Source organism: Marinobacter sp. NFXS9 (genome assembly GCF_040148665.1).
Taxonomy (GTDB): domain Bacteria; phylum Pseudomonadota; class Gammaproteobacteria; order Pseudomonadales; family Oleiphilaceae; genus Marinobacter_A; species Marinobacter_A mangrovi.
Map to the genome: position 1 here is coordinate 436,409 of NZ_JAGDDW010000001.1, position 22,703 is coordinate 459,111.

The following is a 22,703-nucleotide window of genomic DNA, read 5'->3' on the forward strand; positions in this document are numbered from 1 at the left end:
GGAGCATCTGGCAAGATTGCGCGGACTAATCGCAGACAGTGGCACCGTCCCGCAGAATAAGACTTCATGACAATCAATATTAGTTTTTTAGGGAAGAGTATGTCTGACCAGGAAACGTCAAAAACCAAAATCCACACCACACTGGTGGAAAAAATTAACTTTGCCTGCCACCAGAGCGCTTTTGCCGTGCTGCGAGAATTGCAGGTCGAGAATTTGGATGAAGAGCAGGATTTGTCAGACCTGACGGTGATGTTGGAGGCATCTCCGGCCTTTGTAAAAGCAAAAACATGGACAGTGGATCGCCTGGCGGCAGGTAGTTCGTTGGCTATGAAGGATCGTGATCTGGAATTGGATGGCGGTTTCCTGCTGGGGCTGACGGAATCCATGCGCGGTACGGTGACGATCCAAGTCTGGCAGGATGAGTTGTGCCTTGCAGAATCGGCGATTCCAGTGGAGTTGTTGGCCCACAACGAGTGGGGCGGTGCTACCTATATTCCTGAGTTGCTGGCCGCTTTTTGCACGCCGAACGATCCTACGGTGGATCGCTTGTTGGGACAGGCCAGTCAGATTCTTCGTAAGGCAGGCAAGTCCGGCAGTATCAACGGCTATGAATCCGGAAGCCGAGAGCAAGTGTGGTTGATGGCATCGGCTATTTATTCTGCCATCGTGAAAATGCAGGTGGGGTATGCACTGCCGCCGGCCAGCTTCGAGAGCAATGGCCAGAAGATTCGCTTGCCCAGCCAAATTGAAAGCGCAAAAGTGGCGACTTGCTTGGATACCACTTTGTTGTTTGCGGCCGCTCTGGAACAGGCCCAACTTAACCCGTTAGTGATTCTTACTCGGGGGCATGCACTGGTCGGTCTATGGCTGGATAAGGAAGACCTTTCCAGTGTGGTGGTCGATGAAGCGGAAACCCTGCGTCAGCGCATTCCCCTGAAAGAGCTGATCCTAATTGAATCCACCTTCCTGACCAATCACCCCGCACCGCCATTCTCCCAGGCGGTGAAGGACGGGAATAAGCAGGTAGCACTGGACAAGGACAGCGAATTTGTTGCTGCCATTGATATTCGCCGGGCTCGGGCACATCGCATTAATCCGATTGGCCTTAAGACACAGGTTGCAGGGGGGCGCGAATCTGCGGATTTGGTGGAGGTCATCGAGCCTGGGTTGGAGGAGGCTCCGCAAGATTTGCCCTCAGCAAATGTGCATGTGGAAGCGGATTTGCCAGACGATACGCCGGGCGGTCGTTTGGAGCGTTGGCAGCGCAAGCTGCTGGATCTGTCAGCGCGTAACCCACTGCTAAATCAGAAGCCGAACAAAAGTAGTTTGACACTAGTGTGCGCTGACCCAGGGGAGCTGGAGGATGTGTTGGCGACGGGAGCTCGAATTTCCATTGCGCCTTTCCCACATTTAAAAAACCAAGATCAGGATTCGGATATTCACCGGCAGCGCACCGGGGAAGAACTGAAAGAGGTGTATGCCCGTGATGCGCTAGCCAAGAAGCAGGTGCTGGTGGAGTTGACCCAAGAGGACTTGGACAAACGCGCGGTGGATATATACCGCAAAGCGCAGACGTCGCTGAAGGAGGGGGGTTCCAATACGCTGTTCCTGGCGGTGGGGTTTATGTTGTGGAAACCCAAAGACAAGGATAATCGCCGCTATCGTGCACCGCTTATTTTGTTACCTGTCTCACTGGAGCGGAAGTCTGTGCGCAGTGGCGTGAAGATGGTAGCCAATGACGATGAGCCCCGCTTTAATACCACCTTGCTGGAGTTGCTGAAAAAGGACTTCGGTATCGAAATCCATGGTCTAAGCGGTGCGTTGCCTGAGGATGCAAGTGGTGTGGATGTGGCTGGCATCTGGAACCGGGTACGCCATGCTATCAAAGACGTCCCAGGCTTTGAGGTTGTTGAAGAAACGGTTCTGGGCCATTTTTCCTTTGCCAAGTACCTAATGTGGAAGGATCTGGTTGACCGTTCCGAAGCCCTGAAAGAAAGTCCGGTTGTACGTCACTTGCTGGATACGCCACGTGACGCGTACGAAAGTGATATTCGGTTTGTTGATCCCAAAGAGATTGACCGGGAATACACTCCCGCAGACCTATTGACGCCGCTTCCGGCGGACTCCTCTCAGATGGCGGCGATCGCCACAGCAGATCGAGGCAAGGATTTCGTCATCATCGGCCCACCCGGCACCGGCAAGAGCCAAACCATTGGCAACCTGATTGCGCATATGTTGGGAAAAGGCAAGAAGGTGTTGTTTGTATCTGAAAAGACCGCCGCTCTGGAAGTGGTGCATCGACGTCTCAAGGATATTGGCCTGGGACAGTTCTGTCTGGAGCTTCATTCGAACAAAGCCAAGAAGGCGGATGTTCTGGATCAGCTACGAACGTCCTGGCATAGCGCCTCCAAGTCCGCGATCAGTGACTGGAAAGTCGAGGCGGAACGCCTAAAGGCATTGCGTGACCGCCTGAACCGAGTAGTGAATGCGTTGCATCAACGGCACCGAAATGGTCTGACGGCACACTATGCTATCGGTGTGAAGGTGCGTGATGAGGATCTGGCTGCCAAGGTAAAGTTGAGTTGGCCAAACGCAGACTATCATGACGAAGTGCAACTGCAGAAGCTGCGTGAAATGGCTGGGTTATTGGCTGTTCAGGCCAGGGCAGTGGGTAGTTTGGCGGACCACCCTCTGGGGTTGATCAGCAATTTCGAGTGGCGGCCTCAATGGGAAGAGGAGGTCGTGGGGGCTGCGCGTAGCCTGAAAGCAAGTGGGGCGCAGCTGACCGAGAAGCTGACATCATTGGAGAAGTCGATGGGGTGCAGCTTGGGAGTCGTGAACTTGCCCAAGCTAACTGCCATCGCGGAGTGCGGCCAGGTTTTGCTGGATGCCTATCGTAAGCACGCGTCTTTCGCGCTGGAGCCGGATGCAACGGATCGACTGGAGGCGTTGGAAGAGGCCGTTACTCAACTGAAAGCCTATATCGAGATCCAGGCGAAGTTGAGCTGTCCCTTTGAGGCGTTGGCCTGGCAGAAGCTGGATGCGACTGCGCTGGGGCAGGCCTGGGATGAAGCGAATGGCAGCTGGTGGCCCAAGAGCTGGTTTGCCAAGCGTAAAGTCGTCAAGCAGATGCGTGAGGGCGGGGCACAGGGTGATCCTGACCCAACCAATGACATTCCTGTGCTGAGGCAATTGCGGGAGACCGGTAGCCATATTGATCGTCTCGATGGTCTGCTGAAAGGCCTGAGGGAATGGGATTCTTATAATTCGGACCCCGATGCCATGGCTGCACTAAAGGAGCTTGGTTCCCGGGCTCGTGTTGCCGTTGGCAAGCTAGCGAATGATGCGGAATCACTCGCAGCTTTGCGCAGTAAGATTCGCACACTGCTCTACGATGCCAACGACTTGTTGGCACCTGATGCTCAAGTGGGACTGACTATTAACGACTTCAAGGCGGCGCTTGATTCGTTCAACACCCACAAAGAAAAATTCGAAATGCTGATCGGTGCCTCACTGGACAGTCGTTTGCCTGATGACGTGCCAGCCCTTGAGTCTATCGGCATGCAGTGTAAAGAGATTGTGGACAACCATATTGCTTTGCGCGATTGGTGTGCCTGGGTACGACGTCGCTCCGAGGCACTGGATTACCAACTTGGTCCGCTAGTCGATGCCATCGAAAATGGTTCAGTCCCCCCAGATCAAGTAGAAGAAGTATTTGACGCCGCATACTGCAGTTGGTGGTCGTCCGCGGTGATCGGTGAGGATGAAGTGTTACGCACCTTTTCTTCTCCAGAACACGAGGCAGCTATTCATAATTTTCGGGAGCTGGATACGCAGTTCAGTGATCTGACGGCGAAATATATTGCGGCCAATCTAGCGGGGGAGATCCCGGATCAGGAGACCACCAGCAAGAAATCTTCTTGGGGGGTGCTGGCCCATGAGTTGCAGAAGAAGATGCGCCACAAGCCTGTTCGGGAAATGATAGAAACAATCCCCGATGTGATAACAACGCTGGCACCATGTCTGATGATGTCGCCGTTGTCGATTGCACAATTCCTCTCTGCGGGGCAAGCGCAGTTCGATGTGGTGATTTTCGATGAAGCTTCTCAGATCACCGTGTGGGACGCAGTAGGCTCTCTGGCACGTGGCAAGCAGGTGATTGTAGCCGGTGATCCGAAACAGATGCCGCCCACCAATTTCTTTGGTCGCTCCGATAATGACCCAGATGGCGACATTGATGGTGAGGGGGATTTGGAAAGTATTCTGGATGAACTGATCGGTGCCAGTATTCCACAGCGTGTACTGAACCTGCACTACCGTTCCCGGCGGGAAAGCCTGATTGCCTTCTCCAACAGCCGCTATTATGACAGCTCTTTGATTACCTTCCCGGCGCCGGTGCATCCGGACAAAGGCGTGTCATTGGTGAAACCGGAAGGTTTCTATGCGCGCGGCAAGGCCCGTCATAACCAAGGGGAGGCCAAAGCGATTGTCGCTGAGATTATTCGTCGCCTGACGTCGGAGGATTCCGCAATTCGCGACCAATCTATTGGTGTGGTGACGTTCAATACCGAGCAGCAAAGTTTGATTGAGGATCTGCTGGACAAAGCTAGATCGGAAGATCCGGGCATCGAGTGGGCCTTCTCCGAAGATGAGCTGGAACCAGTTTTCGTGAAGAACCTGGAAACAGTACAAGGTGATGAACGGGACGTGATTCTGTTCAGCATTACCTACGGCCCGGATGAAACCGGCCACGTTACCATGAACTTCGGTCCGCTCAACCGAACTGGTGGGGAGCGCCGGTTGAACGTAGCCATGACCCGCGCACGGTCTGAGATGATGGTGTTCTCCACCATGCCGCCAGAACGTATTGATCTGGCCCGTACTCAAGCTCGCGCTGTGGCAGACCTAAAGCACTTCCTAGAATATGCCGAGCGCGGCGCCTCCGCGCTGGGTTCTGCAGTGCATGGTTCCATGGGCGATTTTGAATCTCCCTTCGAGGTGGCTGTTGCTAGAGGTTTGCAGGAAAAGGGCTGGGCCGTGCATCCCCAAATCGGTGTTTCCGCTTACCGCATCGACATGGGCATCGTTCACCCCGATAAGCCTGGAATTTATTTGGCGGGCGTAGAGTGTGACGGTGCTATGTACCACAGCTCGGCCTATGCCCGAGAACGGGACAAGATCCGCCAAGGTGTCTTGGAAGGTCTGGGTTGGACGTTGTTTAGAGTGTGGTCCACTGATTGGTGGACGAATAAGCACAAAGCCATTCAGGAATTGGATGCCGTTTTGACTGAACATTTGGCGCTCTCGCGCGAAAAATCTCGGCCGGATCAAGTTGTTGATGAAGAGGGCACGTCTTAAGCAGAGTTTTGAATAGGCGAAAAAGTGGATCGGGGTATGTCAATTTAGATTGATTCAAGAATCTGAATATTTGATGTAACCCGGCTTAGCTCACACACAGGTTACAGATATTAAAACCGACCCCCTGTCAGCGAATTTTATCGTGCACTCAATCGTTGTATGGCTTTTGCACCCGCTGAATACAAATATGGTTCACGCATGTAGCGTATAACTATGTCTACAGGACTACACAAAGTACCAAGCCTCCAGAACCATTATTGACGAATTCCGGACAGCTCACTAACTTTATTCCTATTCATGGGTTGGAGAAAAATATGGAATTCAAAGAAAAAATACTCGATCTAGTCTCAAAAATAGAAAAAGTTAGTGATCAACTGAATACTGAAGAGGCAACTAAAAATGCTCTTGTCATGCCCTTTATTCATTCGGTTTTGGGGTATGACATTTTTAATCCTAACGAGGTGGTGCCCGAGTTCACCGCGGATACTGGCACCAAAAAAGGGGAGAAGGTCGATTACGCTATCAAGCATGACGGCGAAATTCAGATACTCGTTGAGGCCAAAAAATATGGCGAACCGCTCAAGTTAAAACACGCCTCTCAGCTCTACCGATATTTCTCTGTGACCTCCGCGCGCATTGCGATTCTGACCAACGGAACTGTTTACGAGTTCTTCAGTGATCTGGATGCGACCAATAAGATGGATGAGCGCCCATTCTTAGAGCTTGACTTCGAAAATCTCGACGAAAGCCTGGTACCGGAACTCAAGAAGCTAACCAAGGAAAAATTTGACCTCGAGGATGTGCTCAATTCTGCGGGGGAAATGAAGTTTTCCAATCAAATCAAAAAAGTACTGCAGCAGGAGCTGCGGGATCCAAGTGATGACATGATCAAGCTGCTGGCCGCTTCGGTATATGAGGGCAAGCTGACTCAATCGGTCAAAAGCGATTTCAAACCAATCATAAAAAAAGCCATCAATCAGTTTCTGAATGAACAGATAAATGATCGGCTACAAAGCGCTATGAATCGTTACTCGGATCCTCTTGATGACATGGAGGAGGTTGAGGAAGCCTCGGACAACGGAATCATAACAACCGAGGATGAAGTCGAAGGCTACAACCTGGTAAAAGCGATTGTCCGTAAGACTATCGATCCTGAGAGAGTGGTGATGCGTGACACTAAGAGTTACTGCGGAGTGCTGATCGATGATAATAACCGCAAGCCACTATGCCGGATGCACTTTAACCGGTCTCAGAAGTACATTGGGATATTCGATGGCGACAAGAACGAAACGCGATACCCAATTGAGACCTTGAACGACATATTCCAACACGAAAAAGAATTGCTGGAGACAGCCAGGGGGTATGTTGAGTAGCCTCGGGGTCCAAATCGGCAAAAAAGATCGCCAGTTAGTCGCCGTTCAATTACTGTACTGCGCATAATGTATATTATGTTAAATACCATATTTGGATAGAAACCCATATCATCCTCCGGTCCTACCCGGCGGTGCTCTAATTAACCGCCTCTGCTACTCTCTCTCGCCAAGAGCAATAAATCGAAGATACAGCCCGAGCTTGTCGTCGTACCTCTATAGCTCTCTATTGCTATCACACTGGGTAAGCCACTTTTCAAACAAGGTATGTTCTCAGCGATGCGACACATGGCTTCCGCATTATGCGCGCTGCTTCTTCTGGCCGGATGCAGTGCCACGCGAACGGTTCCCCCGACCGGGACCGATTTTGAACTCGATGGGTGCACGCCGTTTCTCAACTGTGTATCGAGCGAGTCTTCGGTATCCCTGTATAACGTGCCTCGTATGCCCCTGACCGGACCGTTGACTGAAAATGCCTGGAAAAGGATTCTGTCGGTGGCCCTCGATCTACCCGGTGCGACGTTGGATAACGCCCGATTTGGTTACGCGCAGATCACTTGCTACAGCGATGTGTTTGGGTTTCCGGATTACCTGGAAATATTGGTGACCGAGGATGGGCACCATCTTCAGGTACGCTCCCAGTCACTGCTCGGGCTCTATGATTTGGGGGTTAACCGGGATCGGGTCGAGACCCTGCGCATGAATTTGCAGAACGCCGGACTGGTTCGGGATGCGGCCCAAACGACGGCCATAGAATGAAGTCTGGCAGGCCAATCGTTTCAGATTGCTATAAATTACAACATTCATGACTTCGGTGACTGTAAAATTAAACGCTACCCGCCTAAACTTCACTCCGTTTTGTCAGCAGCCGCCAATACGTTGACCTTTTAGGTGGCTTTGACTTTATTTTGATATTGTCGGGGTTACCCTAGGCGCGCTGGTGCTGCGTAACACTCTGCTGTGGCAGGATCCACGCACAACCCCCTCATGTCGTTTCCATTTTGTTGTATTGATTCGTTCTATTAAGACTCTGGAGTTTCCGCTTTGAAAATTTCTGTCGTCATTCCTGCCAAGGATGAAAGTGAGAATATTGACCCACTTGTGGCGGAAATCCATCGGGCGGTTGACGGGGTTGTACCTTTTCAGGTGATTGTCGTTGACGACGGCAGCACCGATGGTACTGGCGACGTCGCACTCAAGACCGGAGAGCGTCTGGGTTGTGAGGTTAAATGCGTCCGTCACCTGCATAGTGTTGGCCAGAGTACCGCCGTCCTGACCGGAGTTCGGCATGCGGATGGTGAGTGGATCGTGACGATGGATGGCGATGGGCAGAACGATCCGGCGGATATTCCGGCGATGATCGAATGTGCCAAGACCATGAAAAACGACATTTTCTGCATTGCCGGCTACCGCAAGGCGCGCAAGGACACCGCCTGGAAACGGTTCCAGTCGAAGCTTGCCAACCGGGTGCGGGACGCCCTGCTCCATGACGGCTGTCCGGATACCGGCTGCGGTTTGAAGCTGTTCCCTCGTTCGACGTTCCTGTCTCTGCCCTATTTCGACCACATGCACCGTTTCCTGCCGGCGCTGATTCGCAGCCAGGGCGGCGATATCGAAGTGGTGGTGGTCAGTCACCGCGATCGCCAGCGTGGCCAGTCCAAATACTCTGCCTGGAACCGGGTGTGGGTGGGTATTGTCGATCTGTTCGGTGTCATGTGGCTGCAGCGGCGCGCCAAGGTGCCGGTTATTGCCCGTGTTGATGATACAAAGGCCGGTTAGCCATGCGTTTTCTGAAAAAAGTGTCCGTCATGGTGATCGTGATGGCGCTGGCTGCGTTTGTCGTGCAGCAGGACTGGCTTGTCCATATCGCCGATAGCCAATGGGTGGCGGATTACCTTGCCCACGAAGGCTGGCCCGCTTTCCTGCTCATGTCAGCGGTTGCGATTGTTTACACCGCCGCAGGCGGGCCCCGTCAGGTTCTCGCCTTTGTCTTCGGGTACGCGCTGGGCGGCTGGATCGGGATGGCGGTTTCGACGCTGCTGACAACCCTGGGGGCTATGGTGTGCTTTCTGGTCTCCCGTTTTCTGGTCGGCGATTGGGCTCGACGTCGTTTCGGCAAGCGCCTGGACAAGGTTCAGGTCATGCTGGCTGACAGGACGGCCCTGAAAGTCCTGATGATCCGGCTTCTCCCGGTGGGCAGTAACCTCATCACCAATCTCCTGGCGGGCGCGACGCACATTCGGCTACTGCCATTCCTGGCGGGCAGTTTCGTCGGCTACATCCCTCAAATGGCGGTGTTTGCTCTACTGGGCGCCGGTATCGGGGTATCCGACCACCGCAAGATGATTCTCAGCATCGTGTTGTTTATCGTCGCCTCCATCATCGGCATTTACCTTTATCGCACCCGCAGCAGCCGTCAAATCGGTGAACTGGTTACAAAGGATCTGTGAAGTCCCATGAATCGTTCTGTCTCCCTGTCGCAGCAAATCTATGAAACGCTCACCAGCGATGAATACAGCCGGGTTGTCTGGTTTCTGCTGGCCTTTGCGACTGTACTGATTTTCCTGGGTATTGGGCTCCGCTCTCCCTGGCCGGCCGACGAGCCGCGATTTGCGGAAGTCGCCCGGGAAATGGTCGATTCCGGCCAGTGGCTCATTCCCATGCGGGGCGGCGAGCCCTACCCGGACAAGCCGCCGGTTTTCATGTGGTCGATTGCCTTTTTCTACTGGCTCACCGGCAGTCTGAAAGCCGGCTTCCTGCTTCCCAACGCGATTTGTGGCCTGATTACGGCATTCCTGGTTTTTGATCTGGGGGCCCGCCTCTGGAATGTGCGCGTCGGTCGCAACGCGATGCTCCTGCTGCTTCTGGTGCCGCAGTTCATCGTGCAGGCTAAAAGCGCCCAGATCGACATGATGGTGGCCTGTTGGATCACCATCGGCTGCTACGGCCTGCTGCGCCACTTCCTGGCCGGGCCGGCCTGGGGTTGGTATTTTGTGGCCTGGGCGTTCATGGGATTGGGCATCATTACCAAGGGCGTCGGGTTCCTGCCGGCACTGATGATGATCCCGGTATTTTACCTGGCGTGGCGCCGTAAAGGGGCCTTGGCCGTTTCGCCAACCTGGACCTGCCTGCTGGGACCGGTGGTCATGCTGTTGGTGGCCGCTGCCTGGCTCGTGCCGATGGTGCTGTATGTGAACGCCAGCGGCTCTGAGATGTTCATGCAGTATCGCGACAACATTCTGTTCAAGCAGACCGCCGAGCGTTATGCGCACTCCTGGGGGCACATCCAACCCTGGTATTACTTCATTGCCAACGTCATTCCATCGCTCTGGTTCCCGTTACCGTTGATGCTCCTTGCGGGCCTGGGCCGTCTTCGGGAGGCCTGGCGTAACGAGCCGGGTGTTTTCCTTATGCTGGGCTGGATTGTTCTGGTCGTCGTCTTCTTCAGCATGAGCCCGGGCAAACGAGGCGTTTATATTCTGCCGGCATTGCCGATGTTCGCCTTGTCCCTGTCGGTGATGTACACCGGATACCCGCTCGCACGCTGGTTCCGCCCCCTGATGGGTGGCTTGCAGGCGCTGCTTGGGGTCGTGCTGATCACGGTCGGCGTGCTGGCCTGGTGCAATCTACCCAGACTGGTCGAGAAAGCTGCGGATTACACCAAGGATCTTGGGCAGCTGCACGAAGCAGGCAGCGTGTTGATTGTGGCCGGTCTGATCTGGCTGCTCTCGTTGTTTTTCCTGCGCAAGCAACACGCACTTTTGCGCCTGCTGGTTGCAATGTCGCTGACATGGGCGCTGCTGTCGACCTGGGGCTATTCGGTGCTCGAACCGTTCCGTACGCCCCGAAATGTGCTTGCCAATGTGGAGAGTACCGTCGCTGGTGAACCCGATGCGGAACTTGGGCTCATCGAATTTAAGGAACAGTTCATCTTGTTCTCTAAAATGGACGTGACGCAGTTTGGCTATTTCAACCCTCCCCAGGTTCAGGAACGAACCGCCTGGCAGTGGATGAAAGCTGCCGAACACCGTTATGTGCTGGTTTCAAGTCGCGAAAAACTGGACTGCTTCCGAATGCAGGACGGCGAATCCATGGGAGTGGCGCACAGTGAAACGTGGATATTGCTGTCGCGGGATGCGATGACGCCGACCTGTCCGGCGCCCAATCCGGACAAGCGCAAAGTATTCACCACACCCAACCCGGGTCGATGGCTGGACTAGCGAAGCCGCACGAACCTAGATTTTCAGACGAGGGTATTTATGGCGCGTTCCAGGCTTTTCTCGCCAACGATGACCAAGTTCCAGTTGATCCTGCTGGTTTCGGTTTTCCTGATGCTGGTTGGCAATCAGCAGTTCTTTGCCAACATTACCAAGGTCTATCCGCTGGACTGGTCCACAGCGCCCTTTCTTGCGTCGATTGCCGTCGTGTTCACGGCCGCACTGGTATTGCTGCTGTCGCTGGTCTGCTTTGGACGAAGTACCCGCCCTATTCTGATCCTGTTGCTGATGCTGTCGTCCTTTGCCGCCTATTTCATGGACAGCTACAACGTTGTGATCGATGCCGACATGCTCAGTAATGTCGTGCACACCAATGTCGACGAAGCCGGCGATCTGTTTTCCTGGCGATTGGTGGCCTATGTGGTTCTGATGGGCGTCCTGCCGTCCCTGTTCGTCTGGCGGGTACAAATCAAGCCGGTGCCCTTCAAGAAGGATCTTCTGTCTTCAGCCAAGATGTTCGGCGGATCGCTGGCCTTGGCCGCCGTGTTGATTGTCAGCCTGGGCAACTATTACGCGTCTTTTTTCCGCGAGCACAAGATTCTTCGTTACTACGCCAACCCCACGTTCTACATCTACTCGACGATCAAATTTGCCGGGCGCTATGTTGAAACCGCTCCCCGGGCATTTGCATCGATTGGCGACGATGCCCACATTCCGCCGGAAGATCAGGACCGTGAGCTGGTGATCATGGTCGTGGGTGAAACAGCACGGGCCGATCATTTCTCGCTCAACGGGTACAAGAGGGACACCAATCCCTTCCTTGAGAAAGAGGAAAACCTGGTCAACTTCAGTAATTTCTGGTCTTGCGGAACGTCCACGCAGGTCTCGGTGCCCTGCATGTTTTCCGAGTTGGACAGGGATCACTATTCCGAAGAAAAAGCGGACAGCACGTCCAATGCACTGGATGTGCTGGCCAAGTCGGGCGCGAACGTCCTGTGGCTGGACAACAACTCCAGCTCAAAAGGCGTGGCCGACCGGGTCGAATACCACAGTTATAAATCGTCCGACTTGAACCCGGAGTGCAGCGGCGAGGAATGCCGGGATACCGGAATGTTGACCGGACTGGACGATTACATCCGCAATCACCCCAAGGGCGACATTTTTATCGTGCTGCACCAGATGGGGAATCACGGGCCAGCCTATTACAAGCGTTATCCCAAGGAATTTGAGCGGTATACGCCCGTCTGTAAAACGAGTCAGCTCGAGGAATGCAGTCAGGAAGAAATCATTAATGCTTATGACAATGCCATTTTGTACACGGACTACTTTCTGGACCAGGTGATTGGCGTCCTGAAGCGTTACACGCCTGAATTTGAAACGGCCATGTTCTACCTCAGCGACCATGGTGAATCCCTGGGAGAATATGACGTTTACCTGCATGGATTGCCGTACATGATCGCACCGGATGAGCAGAAGCATGTGCCGGCCGTCATGTGGTTTGGCAGCAGCTACGACAGTGTGGACATCGCCAAGCTGCGGCAGCACCAGGATGACCGGTTCTCCCAGGACAACGTTTTCCATACCATCCTGGGGATGCTTGAAGTTCGCACGGACGTCTACAAACCCAAGCTGGATATTCTTCAATCATCCCTGGTACCGGAAGAGTGGGAGCAGAAAGACGCGTCATCGGCCCCCTCTCAGTCCGATTAGACCCACCGGAAAACGTACAGACGAAAGAAAAACAGGGGCGCCTAAACAGGCGCCCCTCGTTTGATACATCCTCCAGAATTACTTAATCCAGTGATTCCCCCAGTGGGTGACGTCGTGAGCCTGTTCAACCGACAGTGCCCGGGCTCCCAGGGTGCTTTCTGAGGACTCAGCGGCTTCGATCTCGTCATCGATCAGGCGCGTCGACAGGGAAAGCCAACTGGTCACGAAGGCGACGGCATCGGCGTTGATTTCAAACGCCTCGTCATCGAGATTGGTGATGTCGTCGCAGGCGGCGTGATAGCAGGGGTCGAACGCCACATCCGCCTCGCCGCCGAATTTGTCGGCCTGCTCCTGTGTCTTCAGCACTTCCGCGCCGGTGAACAGGCCACCGAAGGCAATGCCGTTGTCGAAGTAAGCCGCGTAATCAGAGCGGAAATCGATTTCCGTGCCCTCGGACGGCAGTCCGCGGAGACTGAAGTACTCCTCAAACAGACCTTCGATGGCAGCCGATCCGGGCGGTCCCTCAAGACCAAAGTCCGAACCATCGCCGTCGTAGATGAAGTAGGCGAAGTTGGGCGAGGCGATCATGTCGAAGTTCAGGTACGCCTTGATGCGCCCTTTTTCCTCGTCCGACAGGCTGTCGACGTAGTAAGTCGACCCCACCAGACCGGCTTCTTCCGCGCCCCACCAGGCAAAGCGAACCTGATTACGCGGATGCGCCCGTTTCATTTGCAGCGCCAACTCCAACAGCGCCGAAGACCCAGAGCCGTTATCATTGATGCCAGCACCGTCGTAGACCGAGTCCAGGTGGGCACCAACCATCACGACGTTATCCGAATCACCGCGCCGGGAATTGGTCACGACGTTGTAGGTTTCGGTTTGCTCTCGCACGACGTTGGCGACCATGTTCAGTTCCAGGCCGTCGGTCTGGGCCCAGGCTACGCCGTTGTCGTAAGTTGCAAAGAACACAGGAATACCGCCGGAATAGTCTTCACCCAGGGTGGCGCTGATCAGACCGGTTCGATCTTCCGTGTCGCCCTGATTGAAGATGATTACGCCAACGGCGCCGGCGTTTGCGGCGTTCTCGGCCTTGAGGCCGAAGTTGCAGGCGCCTCGTTGCACCAGCGCGATGGCCCCTGCCGGGAAGCCTGCGAAATCCGCAGGCTCACAGCCACTGGTCGACGCGTTCCCCGCGCCCAGGTCCAGATCAACCGGAACGACGGGGCCATTCACGTTGCCAGGTTCGGTCTGCGACAGGTAGTTGAAGTCCTCCTCCCAGACATAGCTCTCGGGCGTCGGCGCCGTTGCGGCCAGTTCGCCGTCGGCTTCGGGATAGAACGCGGTGAACGGGAACGTCTGTACGGTCACATCGTAACCCGCGCTTTCCAACGTGGACTTCACATAGTCCACGGACGACTGGTAGCCAGGCAGACCGGCCGCCCGATTGCCGTCGTTGGCCTGGGCGATGCTGTACAACATCTGCTCGTGATACTTGATGTTCTCCACCTGCATGCAGCGTGGCAGCCCAAACGGCGTGCTGTTCAATATGCCGGCGCGACATTCAAAGAAACCCAGGTGATCCGGGCTCCAGAAGCGGTTCAGCAGGTCGCTAGTGGAGGGTTGATCGATCGGCAGCTGAGGCGCTGCCTGCAAGTTGAAAGCAAGAAGACATGACCCCAGTCCCAGGGCCACATTCGATATAGCCAGTTTCATTTTTTTCTCCATTCCTCGGAGTTTTTATCCCGGCAAGGGCAGCGCAAGGCCTCCCTTGCCGCGCTGGCACCACTACGTCCTTCGGTGCTGTTAAAAAAGCGTAGACGCAAATGGCCGAGTGCAAAAATTAAACATTCACATGGCATCGGCTAATCAGCGTCCGAGCCCGCTGGGACGCGGCTTGAGCGACTGTGATAAGGTTTTCGAAAATTGCTTTCAAGGAAATGGTATGACCGAGTCCACTCTCGCCCTCGCCGACAAACTGCCCAAGGCGGAGCTCCATATGCACCTGGAAGGGAGCCTGGAGCCGGAGTTGATGTTCGCCCTCGCCCGCCGCAACGGTGTGAGCCTTCCCTACCCGGACGAAGCGGCGTTGCGCCAGGCCTACCAGTTCAACAACCTGCAGGAATTCCTGGATCTCTACTACAGCGGGATGTCGGTTCTGCTGACCGAACAGGATTTCTACGACCTGACCTGGGCCTATCTCGAGCATTGCCAGGCCGATAACGTCATCCATACCGAAGTGTTCTTCGATCCTCAGGCCCACCTGGAACGGGGCATCGCCTTCGAGATCCAGTTCAATGGCATCTACAAGGCACTGTGCGATGGGCGTGACAAGTTGGGGATCAGCTTCCGTCTGATTCTTTCGTTCCTGCGTCACCTGAGTGAAGACAGTGCTTTCGAGACGCTGGAGCTGGCAACACCTTACCTCGACCGAATCGATGGCATCGGACTCGATTCCTCGGAAATGGGCCATCCGCCGGAGAAGTTCGAGCGGGTGTTCAAACGTTGCCGGGACCTGGGGCTCAAGGTCACCGCCCATGCCGGGGAGGAAGGCCCGCCCGATTACGTCTGGCAGGCCATCAAGCAACTGGAAATTCAACGCATAGACCACGGTAACCGGGCCCTGGAAGACGAACAGCTCACGGCGCTGATTGTCGAGAAAGGCCTCACACTGACGGTCTGCCCCCTGTCCAACCTCCGGCTATGCGTCGTCGACACGCTGGATGATCATCCCTTGCCAACCATGCTGGAAAAAGGGTTGCACGTCACGCTGAACTCAGACGATCCCGCCTACTTCGGCGGCTACGTCAACGCCAACTTCCACGCCATGATCGAGCATCTTCACCTGACGCCCGGGCAAGTCGTGCAACTGGCACGAAACAGCTTTGAAGGGAGCTGGTTGAGCGACGCCGACAAGCAGGCGGCGCTGGCCCGGGTCGAAGCCGTCTGGCAGGCCCACACCGGTCACTGATCCTTCCACGAAGCCGGCGTCCCTGTCGTGGATATGGCGTCCAGGGGCCGGCTCCTCTATAAAGGATGGGTACCACTTCAGACGATCCCGGCCAGTGAGGGTAAGGACACCATGACGACCTGGTTAATAGCCAATCCCAAGGCGGGCGACGGCCAGCGCGGTGCCGATTTCTGGTCTCAACGGCTCACCGACGTGGGCGTGACCGGATTGGAAACCTGCGACCTGGAGGATCAGGGGTGGATGCAGCGGGTGCAATCCGGTGACCGGGTGCTGGCCGCCGGTGGTGATGGCTCGGTCAACCGCGCCGCCGCCCTGTGCCTGGACACCGGTGCCACCCTCGGCATCCTGCCCTCCGGGACCGCCAATGATTTCGCCCGCAATCTGGGGTTGCCCGAAGATCCGGTCGCCCTGTGTGAACTGATAGCCAGCGGTAAAACGCATTGGCTGGATGTGGCCCGTTTTGACGACCAGATTTTTCTGAATGTCGCCCACATCGGTCTGGGAACCTGGCCGGTGCGGGAATCGTCCGGTCAGACCAAGCGGCTCCTGGGGCGCTTCAGTTACGTTGCCACATTACTGCGCCGGGTGACGGACAAACGGGGTTTCCGGGCCATTATCGAGTGTGAGAACGGCACCGTCGCCGGGCGCTGGTTATCGATCGCGGTAGCAACCGGGGCGTTTTTTGGCGGCGGCAATGAGATTCCTGAAGCCTCCGCCAACGATGGCCAGCTGGATATTGTCGCCGTCAAACCCCGATCGTTGCTCCGGCTTTTGCTCACCTTCCTGAGAGTGCGTATCCTGCGTCGCTCGCCCGGGCACACCGATACGGTCGTGCACTTGAAAAGCCCCTGGTGCCGCGTGGTCACCCGCAAGCCCAAGACCGTTACGGCCGACGGTGACGTGGCCGGCAAAACACCACTGGATGTGACCTGCCAACCCGGCTGCCTGAACGTGATCTGTGAACAGGTGGTATCGACCTGAGCGTTTCACGACCGCCAATGAGATTTGCGGGTTCGGTTTGGCATTTCTGACACCTTTTATGTCGAATTCGCCACTTCAATAAAACGTCGGGTCGCGCGAGCATAGCGTCTCTTACATGAGCACTTTCAACCATCGTCTGTGAGCCGGCGCGCGCCGTATAATGTAGGCGATGTCTGCAAGACAGAGAGGGAACGACGAATGAAACGCAACACGCTGTTAGGCCTGGGTTTGCTGACTGCAGGCCTGCTTACCGGATGTGCCACCACCACGACCGATGGCATCTCGGTCAAATACGCGACGGATGACCTCCAGGACCAGATCCTCGTCACTTCGGAGCTGTACGATCAGCCCTTTACCGGCTTTCCGTCGCCATCCGACTACTTCTTCGCCGCGTCTATCGATAAACAGAGCGGCCAGAAGGCCTATCAGATCAACCTGCTGGTCAATTCCGAAGACTGGAAACGTTGGGACCAGCTGCAATTCAGCCGGAACGGCGAGCCGGTCACCCTGCCGCTGACCTGGCAGGGCGCGGACATGACCTGCAATGATTACGGGTGTGCCCACACTGAATACGGCGTGGCCAACCTGGATGAATCGACGCTGCAGTATATTGCCAGTCAGAGCAGCCCTGTCGAAGTGCGCATGCGGTCATCCCGCGTCGACAGTCACCTCGACGTCAAGGTACTTCCGGATGAGGCCCGGGCATTCCTGGACAAAGCCGATCGTCTGCCGATGTAAGCCGACGCCATCAATCCAGATAGCCGCCGACAGCCTGGACGATTTCCGGGCTGTCCGGCGGTGACACCCAGACAGCCAGCGCGGTGCGTGCCTGCCCGGCCTGGGGCCTGGGCGGCAAGGTGACCGACCACGGTGACCCGCCTTCCGGGTGAGCCACACCCAGCACCACAAAATCGTGGGTCAACTCGCGGCCCCGGTTTTCTCCGGCTTTCACTTCGGACTTCATCCCCATCCCGAGATAGGCCACATTGAGCCGTTGCCCCGGCTGATACCCCGCGTACGCCACCGTCAGCCGCTCCTGACCGTCCAGTGTGGCGGTCATCTTGCCTACATTGGCTGGCGTGGACTGCCAATCACGGTGCCCCTGAAACCAGTCACGCCATTCGTGGCTGTTAACGACGATGCCCGGCGTATAGGCCTGGCTGACATCCCCTGCGACCACATAATCCCGCTGGCGAGCACTGAAGGCCGGATCGGCCAGACGATCCTTCCAGCCGATGTAGTCCCAGTAATCCACATGGAAAGCCAGCGGGATGAAGGACTGGAACACACCGGGCCTGGATTTCAGGGATGACAGCCAGCGGTCTGCTGGCGGGCAGCTGCTGCAGCCTTCGGACGTGAAGAGTTCAATGGTATCCGTTGATTCAGAACCACTTTCCCAGCGTTTAACCGGCTCCGCGACCACGGCGCTGGAGAGACTGAAGGCAAGAACAGGAACCAGGAAACCCTGGATTAAAACGCGTCGGGACAATGGCATGGCGGTGGCCTCGAACGTTGTCATTTCTGCCGGGCGAAGCGGTGTGTACCGTATGTTTCTGGTTCGAGTCACAGAGACCGGGATGGTTCCCCGGAAACCTGTTGCCGGTCAGTTTCGATGGAAAACATGAAAACAGCGGTCATGGCCTCCCTTATTGACTAGGATTATGACAACATTCGCCTTTCGCGGCGCTTGAAGGTACCCTTCGCGCATCGCGACCGGCCGGCCGTTCATGGAATGACGTTGTTCTGAATGAGAAACCTGTCTCCCGTTACCTATATCGTTAGCATCATGATGGTGCTGCTCAGCATCTTCATGGCCATTCCTGCCGTGCTGTTTCTGGGTGATGCCAGCGCCAACACGACCGCATTTACCTATCCGGCCATCGGTGTCCTCGCGGCAGCCGTCATCGGCATTCTGCTGACCCGCAACCGTTCGCATCGCCTCCAGCCCCGGTACATGTTCGTGCTGACCGTCAGCAGCTGGTTGATCATCTCTATCCTGTGCGCCCTGCCCTTGTATTACAGCAACCTGGACCTGTCGATGACAGATGCCATTTTCGAGAGTTTCTCGGGCATCACCACGACCGGCTCCACGGTGCTGAGTGGCCTGGACGCCATGTCGCCGGACATCCTGCTGTGGCGTTCGATCATCCAGTGGATCGGCGGCATCGGGATCATCGGCATGTTCGTGGCCGTCCTGCCTTTCCTGGGGATTGGTGGTATGCGCCTGTTCGCGACGGAATCGTCGGAGTGGACGGAAAAAGCGCTGCCGCGGATGAAGAGCCTGAGTCGCGGCCTGCTGTTTGTCTACTGTGGTCTGACGCTGGCCTGCATCCTCATTTACTGGGCTTCCGGCATGAGTCTGTTCAATGCCGTGAACCATGCCTTTACCACGATTTCGACCGGGGGCTACTCCACCTCCGATCAGTCGATGGGCCAGTTCGATTCCAACCTGATCCTGTTCGAATCCTCGATCTTTATGGCTCTGGGCAGCATGCCGTTCTTCCTGTTCGTGCGGGAGCTGCATGGCCAGCACTGGGTCCTGTTCCGCGACCAGCAGGTGCGGGCGTTCCTGGGGCTACTGGTGGTGGCGGCGCTGGTGATGACGGTTTACCGGCTCTGGATGCACGAGGAGCATCCGGTGGACCTGTTCGTGTCCGCCCTGTTCAACGTAACGTCGATCGTGACCACCACCGGCTACGCTTCGGAGGATTACCTGCAGTGGGGCTCGTTCACCAGCGTGGCGTTTTTCTTCCTGACCTTTATCGGCGGCTGTTCCGGCTCGACCAGCGGCGGCATGAAGATCTTCCGCTTCCAGCTGTCGTTCATGGTATTGCGGGAGCAGTTCCGGCGCCTGTTGCACCCTCGCGCGGTGCTGACCCGGAACTTTAACGGGCGGGCGGTGAGTGACGAGATCATCGCGTCGATGATTGCCTACGTCTTTGTGTTCCTGATGTGTATGGCGGTGATGACGCTGTGCCTGTCGCTGATGAACGTGGACCTCACCACGGCGTTGACCGCGTCCATTACGGCGCTAACGAATGTGGGGCCAGGCCTTGGCCCGGTGATCGGACCCGCCGGCAATTTCGCGTCCCTGCCGGACGCCGCCAAGTGGATTCTCAGCGCCGGCATGATCCTGGGGCGTCTGGAGCTACTGAGCGTGATTATCCTCTTCTCGCCGGCTTTCTGGCGAACCTGACACCGCCTTGTCCGCGGATGCCTTCTCAATCGGCTGGCGGCCGGTCTCGTCCGGCGCCAGCACCGAATGAAACAGCACGCCCTTGGAAATCGCCGACGCCAGCATGATCAGCAGCGCCAGGATGGTGACGCGCACAATCACTTTTTGTGGCGTCATTCTAGAACGTCGGCGAAAAAACACGGCAATCAGCCCAGGTTAAGGTGCTTGCTGAGGAACTGACCGATATCCAGGATTTCCTCCAGACAGACGCTGTGGTCCATCGGATAGGTTTCGTAGCTGACGTCGTAGCCCATGTCCTGCAGGGTCTGTACGCTCTTTTTGCCCAGGCTTTCGGGCACCATCGGATCGTGGGTGCCGTGGTAGATCCGGATGGGGATGCCTCGATTGGCCTCGGACGGTTTGATGGACTGGGCGGTCGCGAAATAGGTGGACAGGCCCAGAATACCTGCCAGTGGCTTGTCATAGCTCAGCCCCACTTCATAGGCCACCGCCCCGCCCTGCGAGAAGCCGGCGATGACGATCCGCTTGCTGTCGATGCCCCGGGCGATCTCCTGCTCGATCAACTCCACGATCGCATCGGCGGATTTGCGCAGCTGCGCTTCATCAACGGTGCGGTCGATGTCCATTGCCTTGATGTCGTACCAGGCCGGCATGTGCATGCCGCCGTTGATGGTCACCGGCAGGTTGGGCGCGTGAGGAAAGATAAACCGGATACCGGCGTCCTGCGGCAGCCGCAGTTCCGGCACAACCGGTTCGAAATCGTGGCCGCTGGCACCCAGGCCGTGCAGCCAGATGACGGCGGCATCGGGATTCGGCCGGGTTTCGAGTTCAATGGTCTTGAGTGTGGTCACAATTACCTCACAGCGTCTGTTTTCAGGATTGGGAATCGTCGGCAGTGTATCGAATCCAGTGCCAGGGCTCACCTGCGGTGGATTCAATCGGTGTTTCCGTCTGGCGGCTTTGCACGTGGGCAATCAGCTCGGGCATGAACTCCAGGAAATGGCGCTCCAGTTCTTCATCATGGGCCCGGATCTCTTCGATGACACCGTCAAAGCGATTGGCAAAGCGGATGCGGCCGGCAATCCGGTCCAGCGCGAAACCCACCTGCTCCAGATTCCGGTAGGCATCAAACCAGTCGTGACGAATCATCCGTCCGACCACCGTCGCCATATGGGACGGCATCAGGTGCTCGCCGGCTTCCAGGTCGGCGTAGGCCCCGGCCACAAAGGCGTCGAAATCGATCGCCGCGAAGGTGCCCCAGTGGCGAATCAGGAAATGGTCGTACAGAACATCCAGCGCAATGCCCGCAAAACGCCGACGGCGTGACGAGAACAGGGCCTTGGAGGCCCGGACCTCCGGATGCTGGTCGGTGTAGGCGTCCACCGTCCAGTGATTCTGCAAGCCATGACGAACCGGCGCCGACAGCGCCTCGGTATCCACACCCCGGGCGAAATCCCCCAGCAGATTGCCGACGCGTGAGGGCGTTGTCGGCTGGGCCAGAAACAGGTGCGCGAGGTGGTTCATGACCGGATCAGCCGTCTGTCAGCGGCGGCGCCAGGGCTTTCAGCATACTGTTCACCGGGTTGGCGTACATCGCCAGCAGGAAAGGATGTAATGCCCGGTCCACGGCACCCAGGCGCCGCTCCAGTTCAGACCGCGCGGCTTCGATATCCGCCGGTGACCAGGCCTCTGCTGTTTCGATGGTTTCCGGGACCTGGGGTTCCGTCTGATGACTGAGCTGGTTCACCTGGCTCATGTCGTAGGCGATGAGATTGGAGGCGTGCAGGTGGTAATGGCGATGCATGTCCTCATCGATGCGCGCGGCCAGTTCTTTCGCCGAATCCGGCGAGTCGCTGATGGGCGCCCCGAAATGCACGTGCACATGGCCCTTGAATCCGGTCAGGCCCTGCACGATCTGATCGGTGTCCTCATCGGCGTGCTTCTGGTAGGAGCCGGTGCGGGCACGAGCCTCCAGCTCGCGCGCCTTGGGCACATCGCAGGGGTCGTATTCGTAGGCGATGGAAACCGGCACGATGCGAAGTCGGTTCATCGATTCGGCAAAGCTGATGCCGGACTTCTTCTGGCTCATGTAGAACATCTTGATGATCGCCGGATCCGTCAGGTCCAGGCCATCCTTTGCGCGCCCTTCACGCTGGGCGATCCAGATGCTCTGGTTGTCCTCGATCGAATGATGGATGAACGCCGACAGCGTCTGGTAGGCGTCCCGCATCTCCCGCGGGCTCGACATGTTGCGCTTGACCACGAAACTCTTGTTGAGTCGCATCATCTCGGCAAACAGCCGGTTCTGGAGCAGGTTGTCGCCGATGGCGATGCGCGTGGTCTGCTGCTTGTTCTCATGTAGCAGGTAATTGACCACCATGGGATCGAATACAATGTCCCGATGGTTGGAAATGAACACGTAGGCCGTGTCCTTATCCAGCCCTTCAAGTCCGGAATGACTGAGCCGGGTGGTGGTTCTCTCGATCAGTTGACCCACGAGGGGGTTAAGGCGAGCCTGCAGGCTGCCAATGGAATCCACACTGCCGAACTCGCGCTTCAGCCAGCGGCTGATCCAGAAGCGGGTCACCGCGGGCGCGAGACGGGTCATGGTGGGCGCCTTGAAGCGGCCGATAAGCGTCAGGAACTCCGGGTCGTTGACCAGGCGGCTGATGGCATCCGGGGTTTCATCATCCCGGTACGGCCGAATTGCATCAAAATCCTGCATGGTGTCCTTGTTGGATATTTTTTGGGGCGATAACCGTTGGCTATGCCCATCCATGCCAAGGCCTTGGGTGAGCGACGTTCAGGTCGCCGAGTCAAAGGCCTGTCGGCAAGTTTAGGTGGCGCCATTCTACCGCGCCAGATCAAAGGGCGACATTGTACCGTCCCCGACGGTGAGAAAA

17 protein-coding genes are annotated in these 22,703 nt (G+C 56.5%); 11 read left to right on the top strand and 6 right to left on the bottom strand.

Translation table 11 applies throughout. The features are described from left to right. Positions 1–99: 99 nt before the first annotated feature. The 7 genes from proA (at position 100) to J3364_RS01945 (ending at position 12,655) form a co-directional block, all read left to right on the top strand. A complete protein-coding gene (gene proA, locus J3364_RS01915; RefSeq protein ID WP_349556244.1) occupies positions 100–5,358 on the top strand; it encodes an anti-phage protein ProA in 5,259 nt (1,752 codons plus the stop codon). A 314-nt stretch (positions 5,359–5,672) separates the two neighbouring features. Then, the gene (locus J3364_RS01920) at positions 5,673–6,731 is read left to right on the top strand and encodes a type I restriction enzyme HsdR N-terminal domain-containing protein (RefSeq protein ID WP_349556246.1); all 1,059 of its coding nucleotides are present in this window, start codon (positions 5,673–5,675) and stop codon (positions 6,729–6,731) included. 285 nt (positions 6,732–7,016) lie between these two features. Further along, positions 7,017–7,487, top strand: a complete 471-nt coding sequence (locus tag J3364_RS01925; protein ID WP_349556247.1) for a DUF1499 domain-containing protein — start codon at positions 7,017–7,019, stop codon at positions 7,485–7,487. Positions 7,488–7,772: 285 nt separating this feature from the next. Beyond that, positions 7,773–8,507, top strand: coding sequence for a glycosyltransferase family 2 protein (locus J3364_RS01930; protein ID WP_349556249.1), 735 nt, complete (start codon positions 7,773–7,775; stop codon positions 8,505–8,507). Positions 8,508–8,536: 29 nt separating this feature from the next. Continuing rightward, entirely contained in the window at positions 8,537–9,178 is a 642-nt protein-coding gene (locus J3364_RS01935) for a TVP38/TMEM64 family protein (RefSeq protein WP_349556251.1), read from the top strand. A gap of 6 nt (positions 9,179–9,184) precedes the next feature. Continuing rightward, positions 9,185–10,948, top strand: a complete 1,764-nt coding sequence (locus J3364_RS01940; RefSeq protein WP_349556253.1) for an ArnT family glycosyltransferase — start codon at positions 9,185–9,187, stop codon at positions 10,946–10,948. 39 nt (positions 10,949–10,987) lie between these two features. Then, positions 10,988–12,655, top strand: coding sequence for a phosphoethanolamine transferase (locus J3364_RS01945; protein ID WP_349556254.1), 1,668 nt, complete (start codon positions 10,988–10,990; stop codon positions 12,653–12,655). A gap of 78 nt (positions 12,656–12,733) precedes the next feature. On the opposite strand, the gene J3364_RS01950 is transcribed toward J3364_RS01945, so the two are convergent. Beyond that, positions 12,734–14,368 carry a M28 family metallopeptidase gene (locus tag J3364_RS01950; RefSeq protein ID WP_349556255.1) on the bottom strand — a complete coding sequence of 545 codons (1,635 nt, stop codon included), beginning with the start codon at positions 14,366–14,368 and terminating at the stop codon, positions 12,734–12,736. A gap of 229 nt (positions 14,369–14,597) precedes the next feature. Here J3364_RS01950 and J3364_RS01955 point away from each other — a divergent pair, with 229 nt between their 5' ends. The 3 genes from J3364_RS01955 to J3364_RS01965 all read left to right on the top strand — a co-directional run bounded on the left by J3364_RS01955 (position 14,598) and on the right by J3364_RS01965 (position 17,342). After that, complete coding sequence (locus J3364_RS01955; protein WP_349556256.1) at positions 14,598–15,623, top strand: adenosine deaminase; 1,026 nt, start codon at positions 14,598–14,600, stop codon at positions 15,621–15,623. 111 nt (positions 15,624–15,734) lie between these two features. Beyond that, complete coding sequence (locus J3364_RS01960) at positions 15,735–16,604, top strand: diacylglycerol/lipid kinase family protein (RefSeq protein WP_349556258.1); 870 nt, start codon at positions 15,735–15,737, stop codon at positions 16,602–16,604. Between the two features lie 198 nt (positions 16,605–16,802). Continuing rightward, positions 16,803–17,342 (top strand): hypothetical protein, encoded by a 540-nt coding sequence (locus tag J3364_RS01965; RefSeq protein ID WP_349556260.1) that lies wholly within the window; start codon positions 16,803–16,805, stop codon positions 17,340–17,342. 10 nt (positions 17,343–17,352) lie between these two features. Here J3364_RS01965 and J3364_RS01970 read toward each other — a convergent pair whose 3' ends face one another. Continuing rightward, the gene (locus J3364_RS01970; protein WP_349556262.1) at positions 17,353–18,099 is read right to left on the bottom strand and encodes a DUF1223 domain-containing protein; all 747 of its coding nucleotides are present in this window, start codon (positions 18,097–18,099) and stop codon (positions 17,353–17,355) included. A gap of 252 nt (positions 18,100–18,351) precedes the next feature. On the opposite strand from J3364_RS01970, the gene J3364_RS01975 reads away from it, so the two are divergent. Beyond that, positions 18,352–19,800 (top strand): TrkH family potassium uptake protein, encoded by a 1,449-nt coding sequence (locus J3364_RS01975; protein ID WP_349556263.1) that lies wholly within the window; start codon positions 18,352–18,354, stop codon positions 19,798–19,800. Here J3364_RS01975 and J3364_RS01980 read toward each other — a convergent pair. Genes J3364_RS01980 through J3364_RS01995 form a run of 4 tightly spaced genes read right to left on the bottom strand, consistent with a single transcriptional unit; the run spans position 19,753 to position 22,525 of the window. After that, positions 19,753–19,956, bottom strand: a complete 204-nt coding sequence (locus tag J3364_RS01980; protein ID WP_123634523.1) for a hypothetical protein — start codon at positions 19,954–19,956, stop codon at positions 19,753–19,755. The two genes, J3364_RS01975 and J3364_RS01980, sit on opposite strands and share 48 nt — an antisense overlap. 29 nt (positions 19,957–19,985) lie before the next feature. Next, positions 19,986–20,651 carry an alpha/beta hydrolase gene (locus tag J3364_RS01985; protein WP_349556266.1) on the bottom strand — a complete coding sequence of 222 codons (666 nt, stop codon included), beginning with the start codon at positions 20,649–20,651 and terminating at the stop codon, positions 19,986–19,988. Between the two features lie 22 nt (positions 20,652–20,673). Next, on the bottom strand, positions 20,674–21,324 hold the full coding sequence (locus tag J3364_RS01990; protein ID WP_349556268.1) for an acyl carrier protein phosphodiesterase: 651 nt from the start codon (positions 21,322–21,324) through the stop codon (positions 20,674–20,676). Positions 21,325–21,331: 7 nt separating this feature from the next. Continuing rightward, positions 21,332–22,525 (bottom strand): 1-acyl-sn-glycerol-3-phosphate acyltransferase, encoded by a 1,194-nt coding sequence (locus J3364_RS01995; RefSeq protein WP_123634520.1) that lies wholly within the window; start codon positions 22,523–22,525, stop codon positions 21,332–21,334. Between the last annotated feature and the right edge of the window lie 178 nt (positions 22,526–22,703).